Raw genomic sequence first — 26,804 nt, 5'->3', positions numbered from 1 at the left:
CCCTATCGTTGCCGGAACGCCTCCTTTCAAACAAACCCGCCCCTTCACAAACCCATCAGGACCCCCATGACCCTCACGGATCACGTCCGCAGCCGGTTCGGCCTGATCGGCGACATCGGCCTTGCGAACCGCGACGTGCTGTTCGCGGTCGGCATCCTGCTGGTGCTGGCGGTGCTGTTCCTGCCGGTGCCGTCCTGGTTCCTCGATCTCGGGCTGGCGCTGTCCTTCTCGGTCGCGGTGCTGGTGCTGATGGTGTCCTTGTGGATCCCGCGGCCGCTGGACTTCTCGTCCTTCCCCACCGTTCTGCTGGTGGTGACCATGCTGCGGCTGGCGCTGAACATCGCGTCCACCCGGCTGATCCTCAGCGAGGGGCACAACGGCCACGCCGCCGCCGGCCACGTCATCCAGGGCTTCAGCCAGTTCGTGATGGGCGGCAATTTCGTCATCGGCGTGGTGATCTTCTGCATCCTGGTGGTGATCAATTTCGTCGTCATCACCAAGGGCGCCACCCGCATCGCCGAAGTCGGCGCCCGCTTCACGCTCGACGCCATTCCCGGCAAGCAGATGGCGATCGACGCCGATCTCTCCGCCGGCATGATCGACGAGGCCGAGGCGCGCCGCCGCCGCAAGGAGCTGGAGGACGAGAGCACCTTCTACGGCGCCATGGACGGCGCCTCGAAATTCGTGCGCGGCGACGCGGTGGCCGGGCTGGTCATCACCGTCATCAATGTTCTCGGCGGCATGGCCATCGGCATCGCCCAGAAGGGGATGAGCTTCGACCATGCCGCCTCCATCTACACCACCCTGACGGTGGGCGACGGGCTGGCGACGCAGATCCCGGCGCTGGTGGTGTCGCTGGCCGCCGGCCTGCTGGTCACCAAGGGCGGCAATGTCGGCTCCGCCGAGAAGGCGGTGATCGACCAGCTCGGCGCCTATCCGAAGGCGCTCTTGGTGGCGTCGGGCCTGCTGGTGTCGCTGGCGATCACGCCCGGCCTGCCGATGGCGCCCTTCCTCGCCATCGGCGCCGCCTTCGCCCTGCTCGGTTGGTACGCGCCGCGCCGCAAGGCCCGCGCAGCCGCACTCGCCAAGCTGGAGGAAAGCCGCAAGGCGCCCCCCGCCGTCCCGGAGGAGGCGGTGGAGGACATGCTGAAGGTCGACGAGGTGAAGGTGGAGGTCGGCAACCACCTCGTCCCGCTGATCCTCAACAAGAACGGCCCGCTGACCACCAAGGTCAAGACCCTGCGCAAGCGCTTCGCCACCGAGTTCGGCTTCGTCCTGCCGTCGGTCCGCATCAAGGATTCCAGCTTCCTGGCGCCGAAGAGCTACGTCATCAGCATCATGGGGGTGGAGGCGGCGAAGGGCGAGGTGCGGCCGAAGCACCTGCTCGCCATCGATCCCACCGGCGGCGCGGTGCCCGACATCGCCGGCGACGCGACGCGCGAGCCGACCTTCGGCCTCCAGGCCAAATGGATCGACCCGGCCCGCCACGAGGAGGCGGTGGCGAAGGGCTACACCGTCGTCGATCCGGAAAGTGTCATCACCACCCACCTGACCGAGGTCATCAAGGACAACCTCTCCACCCTGCTGACCTTCGCCGCCTTGCAAAAGCTGATCGACGGGCTGGGCCGCGAGTACCAGAAGCTGATCAACGACATGGTGCCGAGCCAGATCTCGCTGGTCGTGCTCCAGCGCGTGCTGCAACAGCTGTTGTCGGAGCGGGTGTCGATCCGCAACCTGCCCGCCATCGTCGAGGCGGTGGCGGAGGCGGTCGGCTGGACCCGCCACATCACCCTGATTACCGAACATGTGCGGATGCGGCTGGGCCAGCAGATCCACCAGGGGCTGGCCGGACCCGACGGCTTCGTCTCGGTGATCGCGCTCAGCCCGCGCTGGGAGCAGGCTTTGCTCGACAACATCGTTGTGGAGGGCGACGACCGCCGCTTCGTCATGCCGCCCAGCCAGGTGCAGGAGTTCCTGACCGCGGTGCGGCTGAAGATCCAGAAGCACGCCACCTCGCAAATCTGGCCCGCCCTGCTGGTGGGGGCGGAGGCGCGGCCCTTCGTGCGGTCGCTGCTGGAGCGGGTCAGCCCGATGACCCCGGTGCTGAGCCATGCCGAGCTGCACCGCAAGGCGGCGCTCAAGACCGTCGATCAGGTCTGAGCCGCCGATGGACGCCCCCATGGACGGCCTCAGCCAGTTCCTGACCCTGGAGATCTACCGCGGCCTGCTGGTGCTGGCGCGGGTGGCGGCGGCCATCGGGCTGCTGCCGGGCTTCGGCGAGGCGGCGGTGCCGATGCGGGTGCGGGCGGCGCTGGCGGTCATCGTCACGCTGGTGCTGCTGCCGGGGGTGGAGGGCTTGCCCGACCGCATGCCGGACCAGCCGGTCGAGATGCTGCGCGCGCTGGCCGGCGAAACGCTGGTTGGCGCCTATCTCGGCCTTGGCACCCGGTTGTTCATGGCCGCCCTCCAGACCGCCGGCGCGGTGGCGGCCCAGGTGGTGGGGCTGAGCAACCCCTTCTCGATGGCGGCGGCGGGGTTCGAGGGCGGGTCGGTGCTGTCCGGCGTGCTGCTGATCGGAGGGCTGGCGCTGCTGTTCGCATCCGACGTGCATTACCTGATGATCGGCGCGCTGGCGCGGTCCTACGGCTCCTGGCCGGCGGGGCTGTTCCCCGACCTCGGCATGGTCGCCCAGCGCTTCGCCGAGCTGCTGGCGACCACCTTCCGTCTGGGGGTGGGGCTGGCGGCGCCCTTCATCCTCTATGGGCTGGTGGTCAATCTGGCGCTGGGGCTGGTCAACCGGGTGATGCCGGCGATGCCGGTCTATTTCGTCGCGACGCCCGGCGTCCTGATGATCGGCATGGGCCTGTTCATGGCGACCGCTGGGGCGATGCTGACCGCCTTCGTCGCCGCACTCGGCGGCTGGTTGTCGGGCTCGTAGCGCATGGCGGAGCAGGACGACGAGCAGAAGACCGAGGAACCGACGGAGAAACGCCTGCGCGAGGCGGCGGAGAAGGGCGACGTCCCCCGCGCCCGCGATGTCGGGCTGCTGTCGGCGATGGTCGCCGCCTGGATGATCGTGCTGATGGCGGTGCCGGGCGTGGCGTCGAGCCTGTCGGCCCTGCTGCTGCCGCTGATCGAGAACCCGGACGACATCCGCATCGACGGCAGCGCCGTCGACGTCATCCACAGCCTGCACTGGCTGATCGGCGGCACTGCCGTGGCCCTGCTGCCGGTGCTGGGCATCCTGCTGGCCGGCGTGGCGGTGTCGGCGCTGGGGCAGGGGCCCTTCGTGGTGGCGTCCGACCGCATCCGGCCGAAATGGTCGCACCTGTCGCCGGCCTCCGGCTGGAAACGGATCGCCGGCCGGCCGGCGCTGGTCGAATTCGCCAAGAGCCTGGTCAAGCTCGCCATCATCAGCGCCGCCGCCTGGCACGCGCTGGCGCCCTACATCGCATGGACGGAGGATACTGTGGGCATGGACGTCGCCGGATTGCCCACCCTGCTGCGGGACGTGACCTTGCGGCTGCTGCTGGCGGTCCTGCTGGCGACCGTCCTGATGGCGGCGGTGGACGTGCTGTGGAACCGCCTGGAGTGGCGTCGCCGCCTGCGCATGAGCCACCAGGAGATCAAGGACGAGTTCAAGCAGATCGAGGGCGACCCCAACGCCAAGGCCCGGCTGCGCGACATCCGCCGGTCGCGCTCGAAGAAGCGGATGATGGCGAACGTCCCGCGCGCCACGGTGGTGATCACCAACCCCACCCATTTCGCCGTGGCGCTGGAGTATGAGCGCGGCCGGACCGCCGCGCCGATCTGCCTCGCCAAGGGCGCCGACCTGATCGCGCTGCGCATCCGCGCCCTGGCCCAGGAGCACAACATCCCCATCGTCGAGAACCCGCCGCTGGCCCGCGCCCTCCACGCCTCGGCCGAGGTGGATGCGACGATCCCGCTCCAGCACTATCAGGCGGTGGCGGAGGTCATCACCTATGTGCTGAAGCTGAAGGGCGGTCTGGCGCGGCGGGGGTGAACGTCGCGCCAGCCGGACCATAGGCCGGCAAACAGCCGCCAATTGTTTCAAACAACAAATCTCTAACCTTCCAAGGCACCACGCTATCGGCTTGCTAACGCGCGAATATCTGGCGCTACCTCGCAATTGTCACAAATTCGATTGAGAGAGTTGTAGATGCGCATTCTGAAGATCGCTGCCGTCGCCGCCGTCGCCATGATGGCCGTTCCCGCCATTGCCCTCGCCGATGATTTCGAGGCGCTGTGCACGGCCACCGACAAGTCCGAGCCGACCGTCGCGTCGTGCAAGTGCGCGTCCGGCAAGCTGACGGGTGCCGACCGCAGCACCGCCATCGAGGCGATGAAGGCGATGAACGCCGCCATGGCGTCCGGCAAGGCCGAAGAAGCCGCCGCGGCCACGCAGAAGCACAGCAAGGGCATCGAGATCGTGATGACCGCGCAGGCCACCTGCATGTAATCCGGTTCACGCCGTCTGCCTGTCGCCTACCGGTTGTCCGGGCCGTCCATCGGGCGGCCCGTTCCGTTCCAGCGTCTTGCACATCGTCCGAAAATCCCCGCCGGCTTCGCCGTCCAGGGCGGCCCCCCTTGCCATTGCGCCGGCCGCATGCCAGGAACGGATCCGTCAGCCCGTGACGTGAAGGGGATCCCCGATGCCGCCGCTCTCCGCCAAGCCCGCCGCCAAGGCGGCAGCGCCCAAATCCGCCGCCGGCTCGCTGGCCGGCTTCTGTCCCTGGGCGGGGGAAGAGGGGGTGCGGGTCTATCTCCGTCCGGTCGGGCTGATGCCCATCGCCGCCTGGGCCAAGGGGGCGGCGGTGCCGCTGGCCGGCGGGCGCTTCGCCTTCTCCACCGCCGAACTGATCGTCCGCGATGGCCTGCACCATGGGGCTTCCCGCATCGACCGCGCCTTCGCGCCGCTGTCGGAGATCATGGCCTGGGGCTGGGAACGCTCGCGTGCGGTGGCCGAGGCGCTGGACCGCCAGCTCGGCGCCCTGACCCGCGCCCGCGCGCCCTTCGCCGGGCTGTCGCCCGACCGGCCGCAAATCATGGGCATCGTCAATGTCACGCCGGACAGCTTCTCCGACGGCGGCGACTTCCTCGACCCCGGCGCCGCCATCGCCCATGGCGAGGCGATGCTGGCGGCCGGCGCCGACATCCTCGACATCGGCGGCGAGTCCACCCGTCCCGGCGCCGTCCCGGTCCCGCCGGAGGAGGAGGAGCGGCGCGTCCTGCCGGTCATCCGCCATTTCGCCGAGAAGGGGGCGACCGTCTCGGTCGACACCCGCCACGCCCGCGTGATGGAGTCCGCCGCCGCGGCCGGCGCCCGCATCGTCAACGACATCGCCGGCCTGTCCGACCCGGACGCGCTGCCGGTGGTGGCCCGCACCGCGACGCCGGTGGTGGTGATGCACATGCAGGGCGACCCCGGCACCATGCAGGCCAACCCGACCTACCGCGACGCAGCACTCGACGTGTTCGACTGGCTGGAGGAGCGGGTCGCCCGCTGTGTGGCGGCCGGCGTGGCCCCGGAGCGCATCGCCGTCGATCCCGGCATCGGCTTCGGCAAGAAGACGGAGCACAATCTGGAGATCCTGCGCCACACCGCGCTCTATCATGCGCTGGGCTGCACGGTGCTGATTGGCCTGTCGCGCAAGGGCTTCATCGGCCGGCTGTCGCGCGAGGAGCCGCCGAAGGAGCGGCTGGCCGGCTCGCTCGCCGCCGGGCTGGAGACGCTGAACCAGGGCGCGCAGATTCTGCGCGTCCACGACGTGGCCGAAACGGCGCAGGCCCGCGCCGTCTGGGAAGGGCTGCATCGGCGCTGAGGACCGCCCCCGCCGGTCGGGGAAAAAGACGTTCCACCTGTAACCCTTTCGCGCAGCCGCCGATGGGGCCTTGACCCGGCCCGGCTGCCGCGCGAAGAAACATCCTTCGCTTGTACATCCGGGTCCGCGCCCCGACATGCGGGGCCTGGATACCGTTTCTGCACGAGGCTTTCATGACGCGACACCTGTTCGGCACCGACGGCATCCGTGGCACCGCCAACATCGACCCGATGACCGCCGAAACGGCCCTGCGCGTGGCGATGGCGACCGCGTTGCAGTTCCGCCGCGGCGACCACCGCCACCGGGTGGTGATCGGCAAGGACACCCGGCTGTCCGGCTATCTGCTGGAACCGGCGCTGACCGCCGGCTTCATCTCCATGGGGATGGACGTGGTGCTGGTCGGTCCGCTGCCGACCCCGGCGGTCGCCATGCTGACCCGCTCGCTCCGCGCCGACATGGGCGTCGTGATCTCCGCCTCGCACAACCCCTATCAGGACAACGGCATCAAGCTGTTCGGCCCCGACGGCTACAAGCTGTCGGACGAGGTGGAGGCCGCCATCGAGGCGCGCATGGCGCTGCCCTTCGCCCCCGACCTCGCCCGGCCCGCCGATCTCGGCCGCGCCAGCCGGATGGAGGACGCCACCGGCCGCTACATCGAATATGTGAAGAACACCTTCCCGCGCGGCCTGCGGCTGGACGGTCTGAAGATCGTCGTCGATTGCGCCAACGGTGCCGCCTACAAGGTGGCGCCCAAGGTGCTGTACGAGCTGGGGGCCGACGTGATCCCGGTCGGCGTCAGCCCCGACGGCACCAACATCAACAAGGGCTGCGGCGCAACATCCACCCAGACCCTGCAGGAGCAGGTGGTCGCCCATGGCGCCCATTTGGGCGTGGCGCTGGACGGTGATGCCGACCGCCTGATCATGGTGGACGAGGCCGGGCGCCCGATCGACGGCGACCAGCTGATGACCCTGATCGCCACCTCCTGGGCGCGCTCGCAGACGCTGCGCGGCGGCGGCGTCGTCGCCACCGTGATGTCCAACCTGGGCATGGAGCGCCATCTCGGCGGGCTCGGCCTGCATCTGGCCCGCACGCCGGTCGGCGACCGCTACGTCGTCGAGATGATGCGCGAGCGCGGCTACAATGTCGGCGGCGAGCAGTCGGGCCATGTCGTGCTGTCCGACTATTCGACCACCGGCGACGGGCTGATCGCCGCCTTGCAGGTGCTGGCGGTGCTGATCCAGGCCGACGGCCGCTCGGCGAGCGAGGTCTGCCGCGTGTTCGATCCCGTCCCGCAGAAGCTGACCAACGTCCGCTTCACCGCCGGGACCAAGCCGCTGGAGGACGCCGTCGTCCAGCAGGCGATCAAGGAGGGCGAGGCGCGGCTGGCGTCGAGCGGCCGCCTCTTGATCCGCAAGTCCGGCACCGAGCCGCTCATCCGCGTGATGGCGGAGGGCGACGATGCGGCGCTGGTCGAAAGCGTGGTCGCCGACATCGCCGGCACCATCCAGGCGAGCGCCGCCCGCAGCCTGGAGGCTGCGCAATGAGCGGCAGCACCGTCAACGGCCGCGTGCTGATCGTCGCCGGGTCCGACTCCGGCGGCGGTGCCGGCATCCAGGCCGACATCAAGGCGGTCAGCGCGCTCGGCGCCTACGCCATGACCGCCATCGCCGCCCTGACGGCGCAGAACACCACCGGCGTCTATGGCGTGGTGCCGGTCGATCCGGCTTTCGTCGCCTTGCAGATGAAGCTGGTGCTGGAGGATATCGGCGCCGACGCGGTGAAGATCGGCATGCTCGCCAACGCCCCCGTCATCGAGGCGGTGGCGGCGGAGTATGAGGCGCGCGCGGTCAATGTGCCGCTGGTGCTCGATCCGGTGATGATCGCCAAGAGCGGCCATCACCTGCTCGACCCCGACGCGGTACTGACTTTGCGTCGGCGCCTGCTGCCGCTGGCCGAGGTGGTGACGCCCAACCTGCCGGAGGCCGAGGCGCTGACCGACCTGCCGATCCGCGACCTCGACGACATGCGCCGCGCCGCCGAGCTGCTGCTCAGCTTCGGCCCGAAATCGGTGCTGCTGAAGGGCGGCCATCTGGAGGACGACACCCTCTACGACCTGCTGCTGACCGAGGAGGGCGAGACGGTCTTCCAGGGCAAGCGGGTGCACACCCCCCACACCCATGGCACCGGCTGCACCCTGTCCTCTGCCATCGCCGCCGGACTGGCCCAGGGCCTGAACACCCGCGACGCGGTTGCCCGCGCGCGGCGCTATGTCGAGACGGCGATCCTGACGGCACCCGGTCTGGGCCACGGCCACGGCCCGCTCAACCACCTGCACACGGTGCGGGAGTTCTCGTAGGGAACGGAGCGGGTGCCCGGATCACGGCACCCGCTTCTTCTCCAGCTTGCGCGCCAGGGTGCGGCGGTGCATGCCGAGCCGCCGCGCGGTCTCGGAGATGTTGAAGTTCGTCTCCACCAGCGTCTCGTGGATGCGCTCCCACTCCAGATTCTTGATCGAGGTGGTGCGGACGGTGGGCGCGATGGAGGTGTCGCCCTCGGTGCGGTCGAAGGCCGCCTCGATGTCGTCGGTGTTGGACGGCTTCGCCAGATAATGGCAGGCGCCCAGCTTGATCGCCTCCACCGCCGTGGCGATGCTGGCGAAGCCGGTCAGCACGACGATGCGGGTCTCCTCGTCCGCCTCGTGCAGCTCCTTCACGCATTCCAGCCCCGATCCGGTGGCGAGCTTCAGGTCGACCACGGCATAGTCGGGGTCCAGCGTCTGCAACAGCTCCCGCATCTCCTCCAGCCCGGCGCAGGCATGGACCTCATAGCCGCGGCGCTCGAAGGACCGGCGCAGCGCCTTGGCGAAGGACGCATCGTCCTCGACGATCAGCAGGGTGCGGAGGATCTCCTCCTCCAACTCAGTCGTCTCCATCGGAGCCTCCCGGCGACAGGGCGGACAGCGGCAGGGTCAGCGTCACGGTGGCGCCGCCGCCCGGCCGGTTCTTGGCCGACACCGTCCCGCCCAGCTTGCGCAGCACATTCATCACCAGGAACAGGCCGAGCCCGCTGCCCGGCCGCTTCTTGGTGGAGCGGTAGGGCTTGCCCAGCTCCTCCAGGATGGCGGGGTCGAAGCCTTGGCCGGCATCGTTGACCGCCACCACCAGATTGTCGCCCTGCCGCAGCGCCGCGACGCCGATCCAGCCCGGCGAGGCTTCCAGCGCATTGTCCAGCACGTTGAACAGCACCTGCTTCAGGGCGAGGTCGGCGATCATCCGTTCCTGCGGGCCGACCGTGTTGTCATAGTCGAAGCGCTTGGGCGACCGGCTGGACAGCCAGTCCTCGACCAGCCCGTCGAGGAAGCCCTTGACCGTCGTGCGCACCGTGCCCTCGCCGCGCGCCTCGCCCGACGACATTAGGATGCCGGACACGATGGTCTTGCAGCGGTCGATCTGGTTCTGCATCTCCGCCATCTCGTCGGCCAGATCGGGGTCGGAGGCCAGCGCCGGCATGCGGCGCCAGTCGTTGAGGATCACCGACAGGGTGGCGAGCGGCGTCCCCAGCTCATGCGCCGCACCCGACGCCAGCAACCCCATGCGGACGATGTGCGCCTCTTCCATCGAGCGCTGGCGCAGCTCGGCCAGAAAGGCGTCGCGGGCGCGCAGGTTGCGGTTGATCTGGGTGAGGAAGGGGACCAGCAGGCTCGCCGCCAGCACGAAGCAGATGAACATGCCCTGGATGTGCAGGCTGAACAGCTCGCCCTCATAGGCGGGCGGCAGCGGCAGCGGCTGGTGGGTGCCGATCAGCCAGGTGAAGCCGGCGGTCGCCACCAGCACCAACGCCCAGGCCGACCACGCCTCCAGCAGCACCGCCCCCAAAGCCACCTGGAGAAGATACAGCGAGATGAAGGGGTTGGACGCGCCGCCGCTGAGATAGAGCTGCAAGGTCAGCGCCCAGACGTCGATCAGCAGCTCCAGGAACAGCTGGGTGTTGGAGACGTTGGAACTGCGGCGGATCTGGATCAGGCTGGCGATGTTCAGCGCGATCAGGACGAAGATCACCGCCGCCATCGGCAGCAGCGGCAGGCGGATGCCCATCTGCGCATGGACGATCAGGATCGTCACGATCTGCCCGACGACGGCAAGCCAACGCAGCTGGACGAGCAGGAACAGGTTTTTGCGGTCGGTGGTGTCGCGCACGAAAGACGTCCTGTTCCTCACCCGGTTCATCAGCCCACCGACTTATATAGAGAGTTACCGGCGGGCGGGGAGTTTTAGGTGGAGTTTTAGGACGCCTGTTTTCCGCTGCCTGTTTTCCGCTGAGTGTCTTCCTTCAGGCCCGCCGGCGCCGCATCTCGCTGCGGAGCACGAACAGGACGGCGCCGATCAGCATCAGGTCCAGCGCGAACCAGGTCAGCGCGTAGCCGAGATGGCTGTTGGGGAAGCTGACCACCGTCAACCCGCCGACCGGCCAGCCGCCGGGATTGCGGGTGTTGTCGGCGTCGATGAAGTAGGGCGCGGCCTGCTCCAGCCCCGTCGCGGCGGCGATGGCGGCCACGTCGCGGGAATACCAGCGGCCGGCGGCCGGGTCGTTGCTGCGCAGGAAGCCGCCCTTCGGCTCGGTCAGGCGCAGCAGGCCGGCGACGGTGACTTCGCCTTGCGGTTGCCCGTCGGCGCGGGTCGCGGGATCGCGCTTGTCCGGCGGCACGAAGCCGCGGTTGACCAGAACGGTGAAGCCGCGGTCGGTGACCAGCGGCGTCATCACCCAGAAACCGCCGCCGAGGTCGCTGACCGCCTGCACCAGCGTCTCGCGGTCGTTCAGGAACCGCCCGGTGACGGCGACCCGGCGGTATTCGTCCGAGGCGGCGGTGACAGACGCCCACGCCTCCGGCCCCGGAGCCGGGACGGGGGAGGCATGGATGCGGGCGTCCACCCGCTCGATCAGGTCGAGCTTCCACACCCGGCGTTCGAGCTGCCAGATGCCGAGCGCGGTCAGGCCGGCGATGCCGGCGAGCGCCAGAAGGCCGAAGAGGGCCAGCGCCCAAGCCGGGCGGGCCCTCTTCACCGAAGAACCGCCCGCAGGGGGCGCGGACGGCAGTCCGGTCACGGCATCTTGCTCATGTCGTGGCCGGGCATCATGTTGGTGTTCAGGTGGTACATCACCCAAAGCGAACCGGCGAACATGATGACCACGACGATGATCGTGAAGATCATCGCCAGCATCGACCAGCCGCCTTCGACGCGGCCGTTCATGTGCAGGAAATAAACCATGTGGACGATGATCTGGACGACGGCCAGAGCCAGGATCACGACCGTGGTGGTCGTGTTGTCCAGCGTGCCGTTCATCACCAGCCAGAACGGGATGACCGTCAGGATCACCGACAGGACGAAGCCGATCATATAGCTGCCGAAGGTGCCGTGGGCGCCCGCCGGGTGGCCGTGATCGTCATGGCCATGGCCGCCGTGTGCCCCATGGCTGCCGTGTCCGTGATCGGCGTGGTGGTCGCTGTGCGCGTGGGTGCTCATCGCAGCGCTCCCATCAGATAGACGAAGGTGAACACACCGATCCAGATGACGTCCAGGAAGTGCCAGAACATGCTGAGGCACATCAGGCGCCGGCGGTTGGCCGGGATCAGGCCGCGGCGGGCGACCTGGACCATCAGCGTCACCAGCCACACGCTGCCGAAGGTGACGTGCAGGCCGTGGGTGCCGACCAGCGTGAAGAAGGACGACAGGAAGGCGCTGCGCCACGGGCCGGCGCCCTCATGGATCATGTGCGCGAACTCGTACAGCTCGATGCCCAGGAAGGCGAGGCCGAACAGCAGCGTGATCGCCAGCCAGCCCTGGGTCTGGGCGGTGCGGCCCTTCTCCATCGCCAGCATGGCGAAGCCGTAGGTGATGGACGAGAACAGAAGCATGGATGTGTTCAGCGCCACCAGCTTCAGGTCGAACAGCTCCTTCGGTGTCGGGCCGGCGGCGTAGCTGGTGCCCAGCACGCCGTAGGTCGCGAACAGCACCGCGAAGATGAGACAGTCGCTCATCAGGTAGATCCAGAAGCCGAGCGCGGTGCTGGCTCCCTCGTGGGCATGGTCGTCCGTCACATAAAAGACGGGCGGGGTGGCGCCGCGCGGGGTGTCGTGCCCCGCGTGGCCGCCATGCATGGCATCAACGGTCGTCGTCATGCTTTACACCTGTCCGGAGAGCAGACGGGTCCGCTCGCTCTCGGTCGCCACCACCTCATCCACGGGGATGTGGAAGTCGCGGTTGTAGTTGAAGGTATGGTTGATGGCGACCGCCAGCAGGCCGATGAAGCTCAGCGCCGCCAGCCACCAGATGTGCCAGATCAGGGCGAAGCCGAGAGCCGTGCTGAGGCCGGCCAGGATGATGCCGGTGCCGGTGTTGCTCGGCATGTGGATCGGGCGGAAGCCCTCCAGCGGACGGGCATAGCCGCGCTTCTTCATGTCCCACCAGGCATCGTTGTCATGGATGACCGGCGTGAAGGCGAAGTTGTAGTCCGGCGGCGGCGAGGAGGTCGCCCATTCCAGGGTGCGGCCTTCCCACGGGTCGCCGGTGACGTCGACCAGCTGCTTGCGCTTCAGGATGCTGACGGCGATCTGGATCAGGAAGGAGCCGATGCCGAGCGCGATCAGGACGGCGCCGAAGGCGGCGATCTGGAACCAGATCTGCAGCGACGGATCCTCGAACACGCGCAGGCGGCGGGTGACGCCCATCAGGCCCAGGACGTAGAGCGGCATGAAGGCGAAGTAGAAGCCGATGACCCAGAACCAGAAGGACATCTTGCCCCAGAACGGGTCGAGGCGGAAACCGAAGGCCTTCGGCCACCAGTAGTAGATGCCGGCGAACAGGCCGAACAGCACGCCGCCGATGATGACGTTGTGGAAGTGGGCGATCAGGAACAGGCTGTTGTGCAGGACGAAGTCGGCCGGCGGGACCGCCAGCAGAACGCCGGTCATGCCGCCGAGCACGAAGGTCAGCATGAAGGCGATGGTCCACATCATCGGCAGCTCGAACCGGATCCGGCCGCGGTACATGGTGAACAGCCAGTTGAAGATCTTCGCACCCGTCGGGATCGAGATGATCATCGTCGTGATGCCGAAGAAGGAGTTCACGCTGGCGCCCGAACCCATGGTGAAGAAGTGGTGCAGCCACACCAGGTAGGACAGGATGGTGATGACGACGGTCGCGTAGACCATCGAGGTGTAGCCGAACAGCTTCTTGCCGGTGAAGGTGGAGGTCACTTCCGAGAAGATGCCGAAGCACGGCAGGATCAGGATGTAGACTTCCGGATGGCCCCAGATCCAGATCAGGTTCACGTACATCATGGGGTTGCCGCCCATGTCGTTCGTGAAGAAGTGCGTGCCGGCATAGCGGTCCAGCGACAGCAGGACCAGGACGGCGGTCAGGATCGGGAAGGAGGCGACGATCAGGACGTTGGTGCAGAGCGAGGTCCAGGTGAAGACCGGCATCTTCATCATGGTCATGCCGGGCGCGCGCATCTTCACGATCGTGCAGATCAGGTTGATGCCCGACAGCGTCGTTCCGACGCCCGCCACCTGCAAGGCCCAGATGTAATAGTCGACGCCGACGTCCGGGCTGGCCTCCAGCCCCGACAAAGGCGGATAGGCCAGCCAGCCGGTGCGCGCGAACTCGCCGATGAACAGCGAGGCCATGATCAGCACGGCGCCGCCGACGGTCATCCAGAAGCTGAAATTGTTCAGGAACGGGAAGGACACGTCACGCGCGCCGATCTGCAGCGGCACGACATAGTTCATCAGCCCCGTCACGAAGGGCATCGCGACGAAGAAGATCATGATCACACCGTGGGCGGTGAAGACCTGATCGAAGTGGTGCGAGTTGAGGTAGCCCTCGCTGCCGTTGAAGGCGATGGCCTGCTGGGCGCGCATCATGATGGCGTCGGCGAAGCCGCGCAGCAGCATGATCAGGCCCAGGATCATGTACATGATGCCGATGCGCTTGTGGTCGACGGTGGTGAACCACTCTTTCCACAGATAGCCCCACAGCTTGAAATAGCTGAGGGCGGCGACCAGCGCGATGCCGCCGAGCAGCACCGCGAAGAAGGTCGCGACGACGATGGGCTCGTGATAGGGGAAGGACTCCAGGCTGAGGCGCCCGAAGAGGAAGGTCGTCAGTGTCTCAAGCATGCCGGTGTGCCCAATCAGGGATTGGCCAGCCGCTGCGGCCCGGCCGGGGAGGCGGACGCGCTGATCGGCGTGACGGTGGGGCGCTGCACGGCGCCCGAATTTGCGGCGGCTTCAACGGCCTCGGCGACGGTGCACAGGCCGGTCGCCTGCGTGTCCGGGAAGCCGGCCAGCGTGTTGGCCCGCAGGATGGCGTCGGCAGCGGCCTTGCCGCCGGCGTTCAGCCCGCCCGCACGGTCGATGGCGGCCATGTCGCTCATGCACATGGTGCCGGGACGGACGCACATGTTCACGACGGCGTTGAACAGCTTCGGATCGACGGTGCCGAAATGCTGGACCGGAACCGCCTCGCTCGGCTTTTCCAGCGCCAGGTAGGCGTTGCGGTCGAGCGAGCCGCCGGCCGTCTTCACCTTGGACACCCAGCCGTCGAAATCCTGGTTCGACAGGCCGAGGAAGGCGAAGCGCATGTGCGAGAAGCCCGCACCGCTGTAGTTGGACGAGAAACCCTTGTAGGTCCCCGGCTCGTTGATCACGGCGTGGAGCTTCGTCTCCATGCCCGGCATGGTGTAGATCATGCCGGCCAGCGCCGGAACGTAGAACGAGTTCATCACCGTCGAGGCGGTGAGGCTGAAGCGGATCTGCCGGTCGACCGGGGCCGCCATCTCGTTCACGGACGCGATGCCGTATTCCGGATAGACGAACAGCCATTTCCAGTCGAGCGCCACCACCTGCACGTCCAGCGGCTTGGCGCCGGCCGGAACGGGCTTGTCCGCCGCGATGCGGTCGAGCGGGCGGTAGGGATCGAGCTTGTGGGTGGTCACCCAGGTGATGGCACCGAGGCAGATGATGATCAGCAGCGGGGCGGCCCAGATCACCAGTTCCAGCTGCGTCGAATGGTCCCAGTCCGGTTCGTAGCGGGCTGTGTTATTCGACTGACGGTAACGCCAGGCGAACAGCACGGTAAGCGCCATGACCGGGACGATGATCAGGAGCATCAGCAGGGTTGAGATGACCACAAGGTCACCCTGCTGGCTTGCAACGTCGCCGGCCGGGTTCAGCACGACCAGGTTGCAGCCACTCAACGCCGCCATCACTGGCAGCAGGGCGATTGCGCGATAACGGCTCAAGGCAGGACCTGTATCAAAGGTTTGCTTTGGGCAGAGAGCTAGCCGCAATAGCCTAGCCCTGACATTGGACAATTTGTCCAATGCCTCACTCCTGCGCGCTTGACAGATCACCGACTGTTGCGGTGACATATTGTATGATCTGCGGATCATCGCAAGCGAAATTACGCAGCCGGAGCCGACATGATGACTTCATCGATTGCGGCCGTAGAACGGGACGGGAGGCTGGTGAACGCGCGGCATCACGGGATCAATCCCGGAGAGATTGCCATCGGCGTGATCATCGGCCGAACCTCCGAGTTTTTCGACTTTTTCGTTTATGCCATCGCTTCCGTGATCGTCTTCCCGAAGCTGGTGTTCCCCTATGTCGATCCGCTGACCGGGACGCTTTGGTCCTTTGCCATCTTCGCGCTGGCCTTCGTCGCGCGACCGATCGGCACCTTCATCTTCATGGCCATCGACGAGAATTACGGGCGCAGCGCCAAGCTGACCATCGCCCTGTTCCTGCTGGGCATCTCCACCGTGGCGCTGGCCTTCCTGCCGGGCTACGAGTCGATCGGCGTCGCCGCCGCATGGCTGCTGGCGCTGTCCCGCATCGGGCAGGGTGTCGCGCTGGGCGGCACCTGGGACGGCCTGGCCTCGCTTCTGGCGATGAACGCGCCGGAGAACAAGCGCGGCTGGTATGCCATGATCCCGCAGCTGGGCGCGCCCATCGGCCTGATCGTGGCGAGCGGCCTGTTCGCTTACATGGTCAACAGCCTGTCGGCGGAGGATTTCTTCGCCTGGGGCTGGCGCTATCCCTTCTTCGTCGCCTTCGCCATCAATGTGGTGGCCCTGTTCTCCCGCCTGCGGCTGGTCCAGACGCCGGAGTTCGAGCGTCTGTTCGTGAACCGTGAGTTGCAGCCGGCCCCGGTGGTGGAGACTCTGCAGGTCGAAGGCAAGCGCGTGGTGATCGGCGCCTTCGCCCCGCTGGCGAGCTTCGCCCTGTTCCACATGGTCACCGTCTTCCCGCTGTCCTGGATCTTCCTGAACGCCAACCAGGAGACCGGCGTCTTCCTGGTGATCGAGGTGATCGCCGCCGCCTTCGGCGTCGCGGCCATCGTCGCCTCGGGCTACATCGCCGACCGGGTCGGGCGGCGCACGCTGCTCGGCACCTGTGCGGCGGCGATCGCGGTGTTCAGCGGCTTCGCCCCGATGCTGCTCGACGGCGGCAAGGTGGGCGAACTGGTGTTCATGGTGCTGGGCTTCGTCATCCTCGGCCTGTCCTTCGGCCAGTCGTCGGGGTCGGTGGCGTCGGGCTTCAGCCAGCAATACCGCTATACCGGGTCGGCGATGACCTCCGATCTGGCCTGGCTGTTCGGCGCCGGCTTCGCGCCCTTCGTCGCCCTGTTCCTGTCCAGCCATTTCGGGCTGATCGCGTCCGGCCTCTATCTGCTGTCCGGTGCGGTCTGCACGCTGGTGGCCCTGAAGATCAACAAGACGCTGTCGTCCTGACCGCGACCCTGTTGTCCTGACGACGGAAAGACCGCCCGCCGCAGTCCTGCGGCGGGCGGTCTTCGTTTTGAGAGTCGGAAGCTTCGGTCAGCCCTGGGCGGATTGGCTGTGCGCCGGCCCCGTGGCGCTTTGGAACCGCAGGATCCTCGGCGTCCGCATATCCTCGCCGATGGGGGCGTCGCTGGCGGCACCGCGCATGGCGGAGACTGGGCGGGGGAAGCCGCTGCGGCCGCTGTAGTCCGGCACCGGCAGGCTGCGGTAATAGGCCTCCTCCCGGTGCAGCTTCTGGACGCAGACCACGTCGAGCGCCGTCGCCGCCATCACCGCGCCGAAGGCGATGCGGGCGTTGCTGGCGCGCGGATTGTTCTCCATCCCCGCCGCCAGCGTCGCCATGTCGACGGCGTCGCCGGCGATGCGGCTCCAGATCCAGGGCTTGGGATCGCCGAGCGCCAGCAGGCCGACGCCGGCGGTGATCTCCCGCACGCCATAGGCGCGGATCAGGTTGGTCTTGTCCTCCATCCCCATCCAGCGGGCGATGCTGCGGCCGGCCATCAGTTCGGCGACGCCGAGGCCGATGCTGAACCATCCCAGCCCGCGGGCGAGGTTGTCTCCGGCCGAGGAGCGGTCGTAAAGAGCCATGATGTCACCTCAGGGCTTGAGGACCACCTTGATGCAGCCGTCCCGCTTGTCGCGGAAGGTCTTGTACATCTCGGGGCCCTGGTCGAGCGGAACGGTGTGGGTGATGACGAAGGACGGGTCGATCTGCCCTTCCTGGATGCGGTTCAGCAGGTCGTCGGTCCAGCGGTTGACGTGGGTCTGGCCCATGCGCCAGGTCAGTCCCTTGTTCATCGCCATGCCGAAGGGCATCTTGTCGACCAGCCCGCCATAGACGCCGGGGATCGACAGGGTGCCGGCGGGGCGGCAGACATAGATCATCTCGCGCAGCACATGGGCGCGGTCCGATTCCAGCATCAGCGCCTGCTTGGCCCGGTCATACATCGAATCGAGCGTGGCGGTGGCGTGCGCCTCCATGCCGACGGCGTCGATGCATTTCTCCGGACCCTTGCCGCCGGTCAGCTCGTTCAGCCGCTCGACGACGCTTTCCTCTTGGAAATCGATGGTGATGGCGCCGCCGGCCTTGGCCATCGCCAGCCGTTCCGGCACGCAATCGATGGCGATCACTTGGCGGGCGCCGAGCAGGATGGCGCTGCGGATCGTCATCTGCCCGACCGGGCCGCAGCCCCAGATCGCCACGGTGTCGGTCGGCTGGATGTCGCACTGGGCGGCGGCCTGCCAGCCGGTGGGGAAGATGTCGCCCAGGAACAGCACCTGTTCGTCGGTCAGCCCGCCGGGGATCTTGATGTGGGTGCGGTCGGCCATCGGCACCCGCACATATTCGGCCTGCCCGCCGGCATAGCCGCCGGTCAGGTGGGTGTAGCCGAACAGCCCGGCGGTGGTGTGGCCGAAGACCTTGTCGGCCAGCGCCTTGTTGCGGTTGGAGCGCTCGCAGACCGAATAGTTGCCTCGGCGGCACTGGTCGCACTCGCCGCACCAGATGGTGAAGGGAACCACCACCCGCTCGCCGACCTTCAAAGCGCTCTTGGCCTCGGATCCCACCTCCATCACCTCGCCCATGAATTCATGGCCGACGATGTCGCCCTTCTCCATGCCCGGCATGACATTGTCGTGCAGGTGAAGGTCGGAGCCGCAGATGGCGCAGGTCGTCACCTTGACGATGGCGTCGCGCGGATGCTCGATCTCCGGATCGGGAACCGTGTCGCAGCGGATGTCGTTGGCGCCGTGCCAGACCAGTGCTCTCATCGAAGTCTTCCCTTTTCGGCCACCTCGTTGGTAGCCAGGGCAACAGGGCCTTCCGACGGAGCGTTCCGCCCCCGGAAGGCCCCTGGCCTTCAGGGGAGCGTCAAAGGATCAGTGCCTTTTCGCGCGCGACATTGCCGGACATGATGGCGGTCTGCCCGTCGTCCAGGCTGCTGCGCAGGGCGGGGAAGTCGATCTCCTCCTCCTGCCGGATGTGGCCGTCGACGATGCGCTTCAGGTCGAGCGCCACGGCGAGCCAGCGCGGGTCGTCCTTCGGCGTCTGCTCCAGCGTGAAGAGGTGCATCTTCATCTCGGCATGCTCGCCGTAGAGATGCTTGGCGTCCTCCTCCTTGCGGGCCTCCTCGTGCAGCAGCGGATAGACGACGTCCTCCTCCGCCATGGCATGGGCGGCAAGCCGGCGCTTCAGCCGCAGCAGCAGCTGGGTGCGGCGGCCCGGCGCGTCGATGGGGGTCTGCACGATCTCGACCAGCAGGGCCTGGATGTGGCGATGGTCGTCGATCAGCGCGTCGATGCCGTCGCGCCCGGCGGCATGGCGGGCGGTGCCGGCCAGCTGCGCCACCACCGGCGGCAGCAGCCGGCTCGCCACCAGGGCCAGCGCCGCGCCGCCGGCCATCATCGCCAGCCCGCGCGGCGACAGCCAGCCCGTGCCGTCGCGATGCGGGTAATCCGATCCTGAGTAACGTGCCATGACGGGACTCCTTCCTGCCGGTTGGGTCATCTCGCCCACCAACAGGCGCGCGAGCCCCGGCGTTCCGGCGACCCGTCGGGAGGTGATATCCCTCAGGACCGCCGGGCCGCCCCCGATGCATCCGGCGACGGTTCGCCCGGCGCATCGGCGGTCGTCACCAGCAGGTGGAGAAGCATCAGGGCGGTGAAGAACAGGTAGGATTGCAGGATGTTGTAGGAGGTGTCGGCCAGCTCGCTCAGGGGATGGAAGAAGTCGTTGCTCAGGATCGCGAAGCCGGCGCCCAGCATCAGCAGCCGGCCCAGGTTCCGGCGCCGGTCGCCGCTGGTCCGTTCCATCGCCGCCCGGTCGATCAGCACGAACAGCAGATAGGCGCAGACCGGCAGCAGGACGCCATAATGCGGGACCCAGGCGATGGGCGTGCCGATGGTGAAGCAGGTGCCGGCCACCAGGAAGGACGCGATCGGCTGCCGCCCGCCATTCCTGATCCGCCAGAGCAGGCCGAACAGGACGAAGGCCACGCCGGAAACCAGGGTCGCGATGTGGACCAGCGGGTGGTAGGGGGCGAAGGCGCTGCCCCGCCATTCGGTGTCGCCGTTGGTGGTCGACATCAGGTTGGGGCCGTTGTGCAGCAGCCGGTGCAGCAGCCCGTTGACGGTCTGGTTGGAGTAGTAGCTTTCGCCATGCTGGCCCAGGAAGGACAGCACGTCGAGGTAATGCAGCGACGGCCCGAAGCCGTAGAGCGCGCAGGCGGCGGCGAAGCCGGGAAGCACAACGGCGGCCCAGCCGACGGCGAACCCCCATTCCCGCCGCAACAGCGCCCAGACCAGGAACAGCGACATCTGCGGCTTGATCAGCGTCGAGGCGCCGAGCAGCACGCCGGCCAGCACCCGCCGGTCGCGCAGGGTGAACAGGGTGGCGAAGACGAAGGCGGCGTTCAGCCAGACCTGGATCTGGCCGACGGCGAAGGCCTTGACCACCGGATAGAAGCACAGCGCCGCCACCGCCCCCAGGGCGGCAAGCGTCAGCCGGCTGACGCCGCCGCGCATCGCCCGGTCGAAGCCCATGCGCTCCGCCAGCTCCCGCATCAGCAGCGCCATGCCGCCGGCGGTGGCGACCACCATCAGCAGGTTGATCAGCGCATAGATGCGCAGATGCAGCAGCCCGACCGCCGACAGCGCCTCCATCACCAGCAGCGAAGTCAGCGGATACTGGAACTTCACATGCTGGGTGAAGAAGACGGCGTCATAGACATTCTCCTTCCCATGCTCGCGCAGCCAGGTGAAGGCCGTCATCATGGGTTCCCAGCTGTCGAGCGGAAGCCGTTCCGGCGACCGGCCCGCCACCAGCAGCAGGACATCCCAAACCGTGGTGTCGCCGGTCCCGCCGTCCAGATAGGGGCGGAAGACGACACCGAGCAACGTGTCGGCACACAGCACGAACAGGAATGCCACCGACACCGTCCAGGCGGCGAAGCGGTCCCTGACCAGAACATTGGCGGCCAGGACATCGGCCGCACCGGTCCTGCTGCCGCCCAGCGGTCCTTCCAGCGTTCCTTCCGCCGCGCGCACGAAATCCTTCGATCTCATCGACGACCACTCCCTGGCATTTGTCCCGGCTTCAACCGCCGGCAGGTCGGCGAAACTATGCCAGAGCAGTGCGTGTGGGGAATGTGCCCCACCCGTGCCGGACCGGAGTAATGCCATTAAGCGCCGGGCACCCGCAGCGGTAGCCGACTACCCCGCCGCGACGGCTGCCGGCGCGTTCGGACGAAGAAGGGCGGCGTGGAAAATGTCGGGGCTGTGGCTGCCCGGACCGGCTGCCACCGGCTGTCGGCGATTCAAAGTCGTGGCGCCGGCAACCCACCGTTGTCGAACGCATGGACGTTATGCGTTTTCGGAATCCCTTGTTTTACCTTGGCTTATTGTTCTGGGGGTGCGGAATATTCTAATGTCAGGCTACCCCCAATTTCGGGTTCGGCCGGATGCCGCCCCGACAGAGACCAGCTTCAGGCCCCCGGTGACCCGACGGTGATGGCGTCCTCTCACATAATCGTCGGTGGCGCCACGTGGTTCTACCTGTCGAGCCGGTACGGGATGACCTTCGACGCGGTCGCCTTCGGGGCGGCGATTCTGGGGGCGCTCGCCCCGGACATCGACCATCCGAAATCGACGCTCGGCCAGCTGGTCAAGCCGCTCTCCACCGCGATTTCCAACATCTTCGGCCATCGCGGCGTCACCCATTCCGCGCTGGCCATCGCCGGCTGCCTGTGGGTCCTGCACGAACATGCGGCCTATCAGCATGTTCTGATCCCATTCATCGTCGGCTACCTCACCCATCTGGCAGGCGACCTGCTGACGCCGGCCGGCCTGCCGCTGCTGTGGCCGATCAAGCGGCGGCGCAACTTCGCCCTGCCCATTCTGAAAACCGGCGGTTTTTCCGAACAACTGGCGGTGACGCTGATGGCGGGCTGGATGATCTCCGGCCTGTTCTCCGGCGGCTGGCCGGAGTTCCCGCTGCAAAGGCCCTGGCGCTCGGTCGTGGCCGCGGCCCAGACCTACCTGGGCGAGGGCGGCGTGGAGAAGGCCGCTCCCCCGCTGCCTGTGCGCAAGCCGCCGGAAACCAGCCGGACCAAGCCGCTGAAGGGCTGACTCCCGGCCGTTCGGGCGTTCGCGCCGGCATCCCGTCGAATTTTCCGAAGCGAACCCGAAAATCCAGACGGATTGTCGGAAATGGAGCCGCATGGCCGAATTTTATTCCGTAAAAATGGAATTGCCGAAAATTTGCCTCGCAAAACAGGCTGGATGTTCTGACATTTAGCCGCAGAACCCATTATCTATTCTGCGTATAAGCTAAAAATCGGAACTTTATTCGGCATAATCGATAAAATACCAGATGGAAAGGATCCTAGAAAATCGGTTAGCCTGACAGGCGTTGGACCGGCTTTCCTGACTGCCGGACCCGGGCTTTCCAAAGCCGCCCCGAGCCCCCCGACCAGAGCCAGCCACGCGATGAACCAGATGACCGACCCGAGCGTTGCCCTCGCTTCCGAGCCGTCCCTCTCCAGCGGAGCCGGCCCCTTCGCCGCCTTCGCCCCCGTCGTTCGTCCGGTGGGGCCGTTGCGCCAGGCGATCACCGCCGCCTACCGCCGGCCGGAGCCGGACTGCGTGGCGTGGCTGGTCGATCAGGCGGCGCTGCCGGCCGAGGTGACCGATGCGGCGGCCCAGACCGCGCGCACGCTGATCGCGGCGCTGCGCGCCAAGCCGCAGGGGCGCGGGGTGGAGGGGCTGATCCACGAATACAGCCTGTCGAGCCAGGAGGGTGTCGCGCTGATGTGCCTGGCGGAGGCGCTGTTGCGCATTCCCGACCGCGCCACCCGCGACGCGCTGATCCGCGACAAGATCGCCGGCGGCGACTGGCGCGCCCATCTCGGCAACAGCCCGTCGCTGTTCGTCAACGCCGCGACCTGGGGGCTGCTGGTCACCGGCAAGGTCACGGGCGTGCTGGGCGCCGGCTTCGGCGGCGAACAGGCGCTGTCGTCGGCGCTGACCAAGCTGATCCTGCGCGGCGGCGAGCCACTGATCCGCCGCGGCGTCGATTTCGCCATGCGCATGATGGGCGAGCAGTTCGTCACCGGCCAGACCATCGACGAGGCGCTCTCCAACAGCCGCAAGATGGAAGCCGAGGGTTTCCGCTATTCCTACGACATGCTGGGGGAGGCGGCGACCACCGCCGCCGACGCCGACCGCTATTACGCCGATTATGAAAAGGCCATCCACGCCATCGGCAAGGCGTCGGCCGGGCGCGGCATCTATGACGGCCCCGGCATCTCGATCAAGCTGTCGGCCCTGCACCCGCGCTATTCCCGGTCCCAGGCCGACCGTGTCATGGCGGAGCTGCTGCCGCGCGTCGCCGAGCTGGCCCGGCTGGCCCGCAGCTACGACATCGGCCTCAACATCGACGCCGAGGAGGCCGACCGGCTGGAACTGTCGCTCGACCTGCTGGAAGCGCTGTGCTTCGACCCGGATCTGAAGGGCTGGGACGGCATCGGCTTCGTCGTCCAGGCCTATGGCAAGCGCTGTCCCTATGTCATCGACTTCGTCGTCGATCTGGCCCGGCGCAGCGGCCACCGGCTGATGGTGCGTCTGGTCAAGGGCGCCTATTGGGACAGCGAGATCAAGCGCGCCCAGGTCGACGGGCTGGAGGATTTCCCGGTCTACACCCGCAAGCTGCACACCGACGTCTCCTATGTCGCCTGCGCCCGCCGGCTGCTGGGCGCCCCAGACGCGGTGTTCCCGCAGTTCGCCACCCACAACGCCCAGACGCTGGCGACCATCTACCAGATGGCCGCCCACCTGAACGGCGCCTTCAAGGTCGGCCAGTACGAGTTCCAGTGCCTGCACGGCATGGGCGAGCCGCTCTACAAGGAGGTGGTCGGCCCACTGAAGCGGCCCTGCCGCGTCTATGCCCCGGTCGGCACCCATGAGACGCTGCTGGCCTATCTGGTCCGCCGCCTGCTGGAGAACGGCGCCAACAGCTCCTTCGTCAACCGCATCGCCGACAAGAGCGTGTCGATCGACGATCTGGTCGCCGATCCGGTGGCGATTGCCCGCGCAGCCTTGCCGGTGGGCGCCAAGAACCCGCTGATCTCCTTGCCGGCCGATCTCTACGGCACCGAGCGGGCGAACTCCGCCGGCCTCGACCTGTCGAACGAGACGGTCCTGGCCGACCTGTCCGCCGCCCTGCGCGACAGCGCCGCCGTCGCCTGGACCGCCGCCCCGCTGCTGGCGGACGGTGAGCGCAGCGGAACCGCTCAGCCGGTGCTGAACCCGGCCGACCACCGCGATGTCGTCGGGCAGTGCATCGAGGCCGGCCCCACCGACATCGCCGACGCCTTCCTGTTCGCCGAGGCCGCCGCTCCGGTCTGGGCCGCCACCCCGCCGGCCGAGCGCGCCGCCTGCCTGTTCCGCGCCGCCGACGCGATGCAGGCGCGCCTGCCGACCCTGCTCGGCCTGATCATCCGCGAGGCCGGAAAGTCCGCCGCCAACGCCATCGCCGAGGTGCGCGAGGCCATCGACTTCCTGCGCTATTACGGCGCCCAGGTTCGCGACGGCTTCGCCAACGACACCCATCTGCCGCTGGGGCCGGTGGTTTGCATCAGCCCGTGGAACTTCCCGCTCGCCATCTTCTCCGGTCAGGTCGCCGCGGCGCTGGCCGCCGGCAACCCGGTGCTGGCCAAGCCGGCGGAGGAAACCCCGCTGGTCGCGGCGGAGGCCGTGCGCCTCCTGCGCGCCGCCGGCATTCCCGCCGGCGCGGTCCAGCTCCTGCCCGGTGCGGGCGAGGTCGGCGCCGCCCTTGTCGGCCATGCCGGCACCCGTGCGGTGATGTTCACCGGCTCCACCGAGGTGGCCCGCCTGATCCAGCGCCAGCTGGCCGGGCGCCTGTCGCCCCAAGGGGAGGGGCAGGGGGCGCCGATCCCGCTGATCGCCGAGACCGGCGGCCAGAATGCCATGATCGTCGACAGCTCCGCCCTGGCGGAACAGGTGGTCGGCGACGTGATCGCCTCTGCCTTCGACAGTGCCGGCCAGCGCTGCTCGGCGCTCCGCATCCTCTGCCTGCAGGAGGATGTCGCCGACCGCACCCTGACCATGCTGAAGGGCGCGATGCGCGAGCTGCGCCTCGGCAGCCCCGACCGGCTGGCCGTCGATGTCGGCCCGGTCATCACGGCGGAGGCGCGCGACGGCATCGTCCGCCACATCGAGGCGATGAAGGCCAAGGGCCGCCGGGTCGAATCGCTGCCGTTGCCGGCGGAGACCGCCGAGGGCACCTTCATCGCGCCGACCATCATCGAGATCGACGCCATCGCCGACCTGGAGCGCGAGGTGTTCGGCCCGGTCCTGCATGTCCTGCGCTTCCGCCGCGACGATCTGGACCGGCTGGTCGACGCCATCAACGGCACCGGCTATGGCCTGACCTTCGGCCTGCACACCCGCATCGACGCCACCATCGACCGGGTGACGAGCCGGATCGAGGCCGGCAACCTGTACGTCAACCGCAACACCATCGGTGCGGTGGTCGGCGTACAGCCCTTCGGCGGCCATGGCCTGTCCGGCACCGGCCCGAAGGCCGGCGGCCCGCTGTACCTGTCGCGCCTGCTGTCCGTACGTCCGGCGTTGGATCTCGGACTGCGCGGCGACGACGCCGTACGTGCGCCCGCCCATGCGCTGGCCGACTGGCTGGCCGACCGGGGCAAGGCGGAGATCGCCACCAACGTCCGGTCGCTGGCCAAGCGGTCCCTCGTCGGCGGCAGCGTCGAACTGGCCGGTCCGGTGGGTGAGAGCAACCTCTACAGCCTGATCCCGCGCGGCCGCATCCTGCTGCTGCCGCAGACCGAGGACGGGCTGTACCGTCTGCTGGGGGCGGCACTCGCCGCCGGCAACGAGGCGGTGGTCGATGGCGACGGCGCCGTCACCTCCGGCCTGGCGGATCTGCCGCCGGAACTGGCCGCCCGTGTCCGGGTGAGCGCGAACTGGACCGGCTTCGGACCGCTGGCCGGTGCGCTGGTGGAGGGTGATTCCACCCGCCTGCTGGCCGCCAACCGGCGCATCGCCGAATTGCCCGGCCCCCTCGTCCTGACCCAGGGCGTTCCGGCCGGCGGCGCAGGCGTGGAGATCGCCTGGCTGATGAACGAGCGCTCGCTCAGCGTCAACACCACCGCCGCAGGCGGCAACGCCAGCCTCGTGGCGATGAGCTAAGAGCGGGAGGGGGCTGCCCCCTCTCTCCCTTGGGGAGAGGGGGTGTCTGCAAGAGCCTCGCGCAATCTCTCCGCCGTTTCGGCGTCGGCCGGAAAAAACGCCTCGATCGCCAGTTCGGACAGGGTCACGTCCATCGCCGTCCCGAAGACGGTCGTCGTGCTGAACAGGTTCAGCAGCCCGAAGGACGTGTGCAGCCGCAGCGGCACGACCACGTCGGGATGATGCCCAGCTTCGCTGCCGCCCCCGAGACCGGAGGCCGGAGCCGGGTAGCCCTGCAACTCGCTGCGCAGGGCGACCAGGACCGGGTCGGCGCCCGCCTCGATCTGGCGGGTCAGGCGGGACAGCACATGCTCGCGCCATTGCGCCCAGTTGCCGATGCGGCCGGCCAGCCCGCCGGGATGCAGGCTGAGGCGCAGGACATTCACCGGCCCGGCCAGCAGCTCGGCCGACACCCCCTCCAGCAGCGGCGCCACCGCCCGGTTCGCCGCCAGCAGGTGCCAATGCCGGTCCACCGCCAGCGCCGGGAAGGGCTCATGCCCGGTCAGCACCAGATCGACCGCCTTGCGTGCCGCCTGCATCGCCGGGCTGTCCAAACTGTGTTCGCTGTAGACCGGGGCGAAACCGGCGGCGACCAGCAGCGCATTGCGCTCGCGCAAGGGCACGTCCAGCCGTTCGGCCAGATGGATCAGCATGCCACGGCTGGGCTGCGACCGGCCTGTCTCCAGAAAGCTGACATGCCGGGTCGAGATGTCCGCCTCGCAGGCGAGATCGAGCTGGCTCAGCCCCCGGCGCTGGCGCCAGGACCGCAACAGGGCGCCGACCGGCGGCGGGGCCGGAATCCTGCCGCTTCGGCCGGGTGTCTGCGGGGTGTCCTGGGGCATGGGA

General features: G+C 68.0%; 22 protein-coding genes. 10 read left to right on the top strand and 12 right to left on the bottom strand.

Translation table 11 applies throughout. The features are described from left to right. Positions 1–66 precede the first annotated feature (66 nt). The 7 genes from flhA (at position 67) to thiD (ending at position 8,202) form a co-directional block, all read left to right on the top strand. Complete coding sequence (flhA, locus tag ACWPN3_RS13785) at positions 67–2,160, top strand: flagellar biosynthesis protein FlhA (protein WP_109449054.1); 2,094 nt, start codon at positions 67–69, stop codon at positions 2,158–2,160. Positions 2,161–2,167: 7 nt separating this feature from the next. Continuing rightward, positions 2,168–2,938 (top strand): flagellar biosynthetic protein FliR, encoded by a 771-nt coding sequence (locus tag ACWPN3_RS13780; RefSeq protein ID WP_492239530.1) that lies wholly within the window; start codon positions 2,168–2,170, stop codon positions 2,936–2,938. A 3-nt stretch (positions 2,939–2,941) separates the two neighbouring features. Next, the gene (flhB, locus tag ACWPN3_RS13775; protein ID WP_492239531.1) at positions 2,942–4,024 is read left to right on the top strand and encodes a flagellar biosynthesis protein FlhB; all 1,083 of its coding nucleotides are present in this window, start codon (positions 2,942–2,944) and stop codon (positions 4,022–4,024) included. Positions 4,025–4,180: 156 nt separating this feature from the next. Beyond that, a complete protein-coding gene (locus ACWPN3_RS13770; protein WP_492239532.1) occupies positions 4,181–4,480 on the top strand; it encodes a hypothetical protein in 300 nt (99 codons plus the stop codon). Between the two features lie 193 nt (positions 4,481–4,673). Beyond that, positions 4,674–5,843, top strand: a complete 1,170-nt coding sequence (gene folP, locus ACWPN3_RS13765; protein WP_492239533.1) for a dihydropteroate synthase — start codon at positions 4,674–4,676, stop codon at positions 5,841–5,843. 173 nt (positions 5,844–6,016) lie between these two features. Next, positions 6,017–7,390: a phosphoglucosamine mutase gene (glmM, locus tag ACWPN3_RS13760; RefSeq protein ID WP_492239534.1), complete on the top strand. Its 1,374-nt coding sequence runs from the start codon at positions 6,017–6,019 to the stop codon at positions 7,388–7,390. Further along, entirely contained in the window at positions 7,387–8,202 is an 816-nt protein-coding gene (thiD, locus tag ACWPN3_RS13755) for a bifunctional hydroxymethylpyrimidine kinase/phosphomethylpyrimidine kinase (RefSeq protein ID WP_492239535.1), read from the top strand. The genes glmM and thiD overlap by 4 nt, the downstream gene beginning before the upstream one ends. 21 nt (positions 8,203–8,223) lie before the next feature. Here the strand turns inward: thiD and ACWPN3_RS13750 are convergent, their stop codons facing one another. The 7 genes from ACWPN3_RS13750 to cyoA all read right to left on the bottom strand — a co-directional run bounded on the left by ACWPN3_RS13750 (position 8,224) and on the right by cyoA (position 15,149). Continuing rightward, complete coding sequence (locus tag ACWPN3_RS13750; protein ID WP_109449040.1) at positions 8,224–8,778, bottom strand: response regulator transcription factor; 555 nt, start codon at positions 8,776–8,778, stop codon at positions 8,224–8,226. Further along, positions 8,765–10,042: an ATP-binding protein gene (locus ACWPN3_RS13745; RefSeq protein WP_247873128.1), complete on the bottom strand. Its 1,278-nt coding sequence runs from the start codon at positions 10,040–10,042 to the stop codon at positions 8,765–8,767. The genes ACWPN3_RS13750 and ACWPN3_RS13745 overlap by 14 nt, the downstream gene beginning before the upstream one ends. 133 nt (positions 10,043–10,175) lie before the next feature. Continuing rightward, on the bottom strand, positions 10,176–10,907 hold the full coding sequence (locus tag ACWPN3_RS13740) for an SURF1 family protein (protein WP_247873127.1): 732 nt from the start codon (positions 10,905–10,907) through the stop codon (positions 10,176–10,178). A 38-nt stretch (positions 10,908–10,945) separates the two neighbouring features. Next, positions 10,946–11,368 carry a cytochrome o ubiquinol oxidase subunit IV gene (gene cyoD / locus ACWPN3_RS13735; RefSeq protein ID WP_109049436.1) on the bottom strand — a complete coding sequence of 141 codons (423 nt, stop codon included), beginning with the start codon at positions 11,366–11,368 and terminating at the stop codon, positions 10,946–10,948. Continuing rightward, complete coding sequence (gene cyoC, locus ACWPN3_RS13730; protein ID WP_492239536.1) at positions 11,365–12,024, bottom strand: cytochrome o ubiquinol oxidase subunit III; 660 nt, start codon at positions 12,022–12,024, stop codon at positions 11,365–11,367. Before cyoC ends, cyoD begins: the two co-directional genes overlap by 4 nt. A 3-nt stretch (positions 12,025–12,027) precedes the next feature. Further along, positions 12,028–14,025 carry a cytochrome o ubiquinol oxidase subunit I gene (gene cyoB, locus ACWPN3_RS13725; protein ID WP_492239537.1) on the bottom strand — a complete coding sequence of 666 codons (1,998 nt, stop codon included), beginning with the start codon at positions 14,023–14,025 and terminating at the stop codon, positions 12,028–12,030. A 14-nt stretch (positions 14,026–14,039) separates the two neighbouring features. Further along, positions 14,040–15,149, bottom strand: a complete 1,110-nt coding sequence (gene cyoA, locus ACWPN3_RS13720) for a ubiquinol oxidase subunit II (RefSeq protein ID WP_247873126.1) — start codon at positions 15,147–15,149, stop codon at positions 14,040–14,042. A gap of 225 nt (positions 15,150–15,374) precedes the next feature. Between cyoA and ACWPN3_RS13715 the strand changes: the two genes are divergently transcribed. Next, the gene (locus tag ACWPN3_RS13715) at positions 15,375–16,640 is read left to right on the top strand and encodes an MFS transporter (protein WP_492261486.1); all 1,266 of its coding nucleotides are present in this window, start codon (positions 15,375–15,377) and stop codon (positions 16,638–16,640) included. 87 nt (positions 16,641–16,727) lie between these two features. Here ACWPN3_RS13715 and ACWPN3_RS13710 read toward each other — a convergent pair whose 3' ends face one another. The 4 genes from ACWPN3_RS13710 to ACWPN3_RS13695 all read right to left on the bottom strand — a co-directional run bounded on the left by ACWPN3_RS13710 (position 16,728) and on the right by ACWPN3_RS13695 (position 20,753). Then, positions 16,728–17,279, bottom strand: coding sequence for a cyclase dehydrase (locus tag ACWPN3_RS13710; protein WP_492239539.1), 552 nt, complete (start codon positions 17,277–17,279; stop codon positions 16,728–16,730). Between the two features lie 9 nt (positions 17,280–17,288). Further along, positions 17,289–18,461: a zinc-dependent alcohol dehydrogenase gene (locus ACWPN3_RS13705; protein WP_492239540.1), complete on the bottom strand. Its 1,173-nt coding sequence runs from the start codon at positions 18,459–18,461 to the stop codon at positions 17,289–17,291. A gap of 100 nt (positions 18,462–18,561) precedes the next feature. Next, positions 18,562–19,167, bottom strand: coding sequence for a hemerythrin domain-containing protein (locus ACWPN3_RS13700; RefSeq protein WP_109449024.1), 606 nt, complete (start codon positions 19,165–19,167; stop codon positions 18,562–18,564). Between the two features lie 92 nt (positions 19,168–19,259). Further along, positions 19,260–20,753, bottom strand: coding sequence for a glycosyltransferase family 87 protein (locus tag ACWPN3_RS13695; protein WP_109449022.1), 1,494 nt, complete (start codon positions 20,751–20,753; stop codon positions 19,260–19,262). 444 nt (positions 20,754–21,197) lie between these two features. On the opposite strand from ACWPN3_RS13695, the gene ACWPN3_RS13690 reads away from it, so the two are divergent. Both ACWPN3_RS13690 and putA read left to right on the top strand, forming a co-directional pair. After that, positions 21,198–21,815 (top strand): metal-dependent hydrolase, encoded by a 618-nt coding sequence (locus tag ACWPN3_RS13690; RefSeq protein WP_109449020.1) that lies wholly within the window; start codon positions 21,198–21,200, stop codon positions 21,813–21,815. A gap of 360 nt (positions 21,816–22,175) precedes the next feature. Further along, positions 22,176–25,919 (top strand): trifunctional transcriptional regulator/proline dehydrogenase/L-glutamate gamma-semialdehyde dehydrogenase, encoded by a 3,744-nt coding sequence (putA, locus tag ACWPN3_RS13685; RefSeq protein ID WP_492239541.1) that lies wholly within the window; start codon positions 22,176–22,178, stop codon positions 25,917–25,919. Here the strand turns inward: putA and ACWPN3_RS13680 are convergent. Then, entirely contained in the window at positions 25,916–26,800 is an 885-nt protein-coding gene (locus ACWPN3_RS13680) for a helix-turn-helix domain-containing protein (protein WP_492239542.1), read from the bottom strand. The genes putA and ACWPN3_RS13680 overlap by 4 nt on opposite strands. Between the last annotated feature and the right edge of the window lie 4 nt (positions 26,801–26,804).

Source organism: Azospirillum sp. UENF 111221 (genome assembly GCF_058780625.1).
The sequence above is the reverse complement of the archived record's forward strand: the minus strand, read 5'-3'. Positions and strand labels throughout refer to the sequence as shown.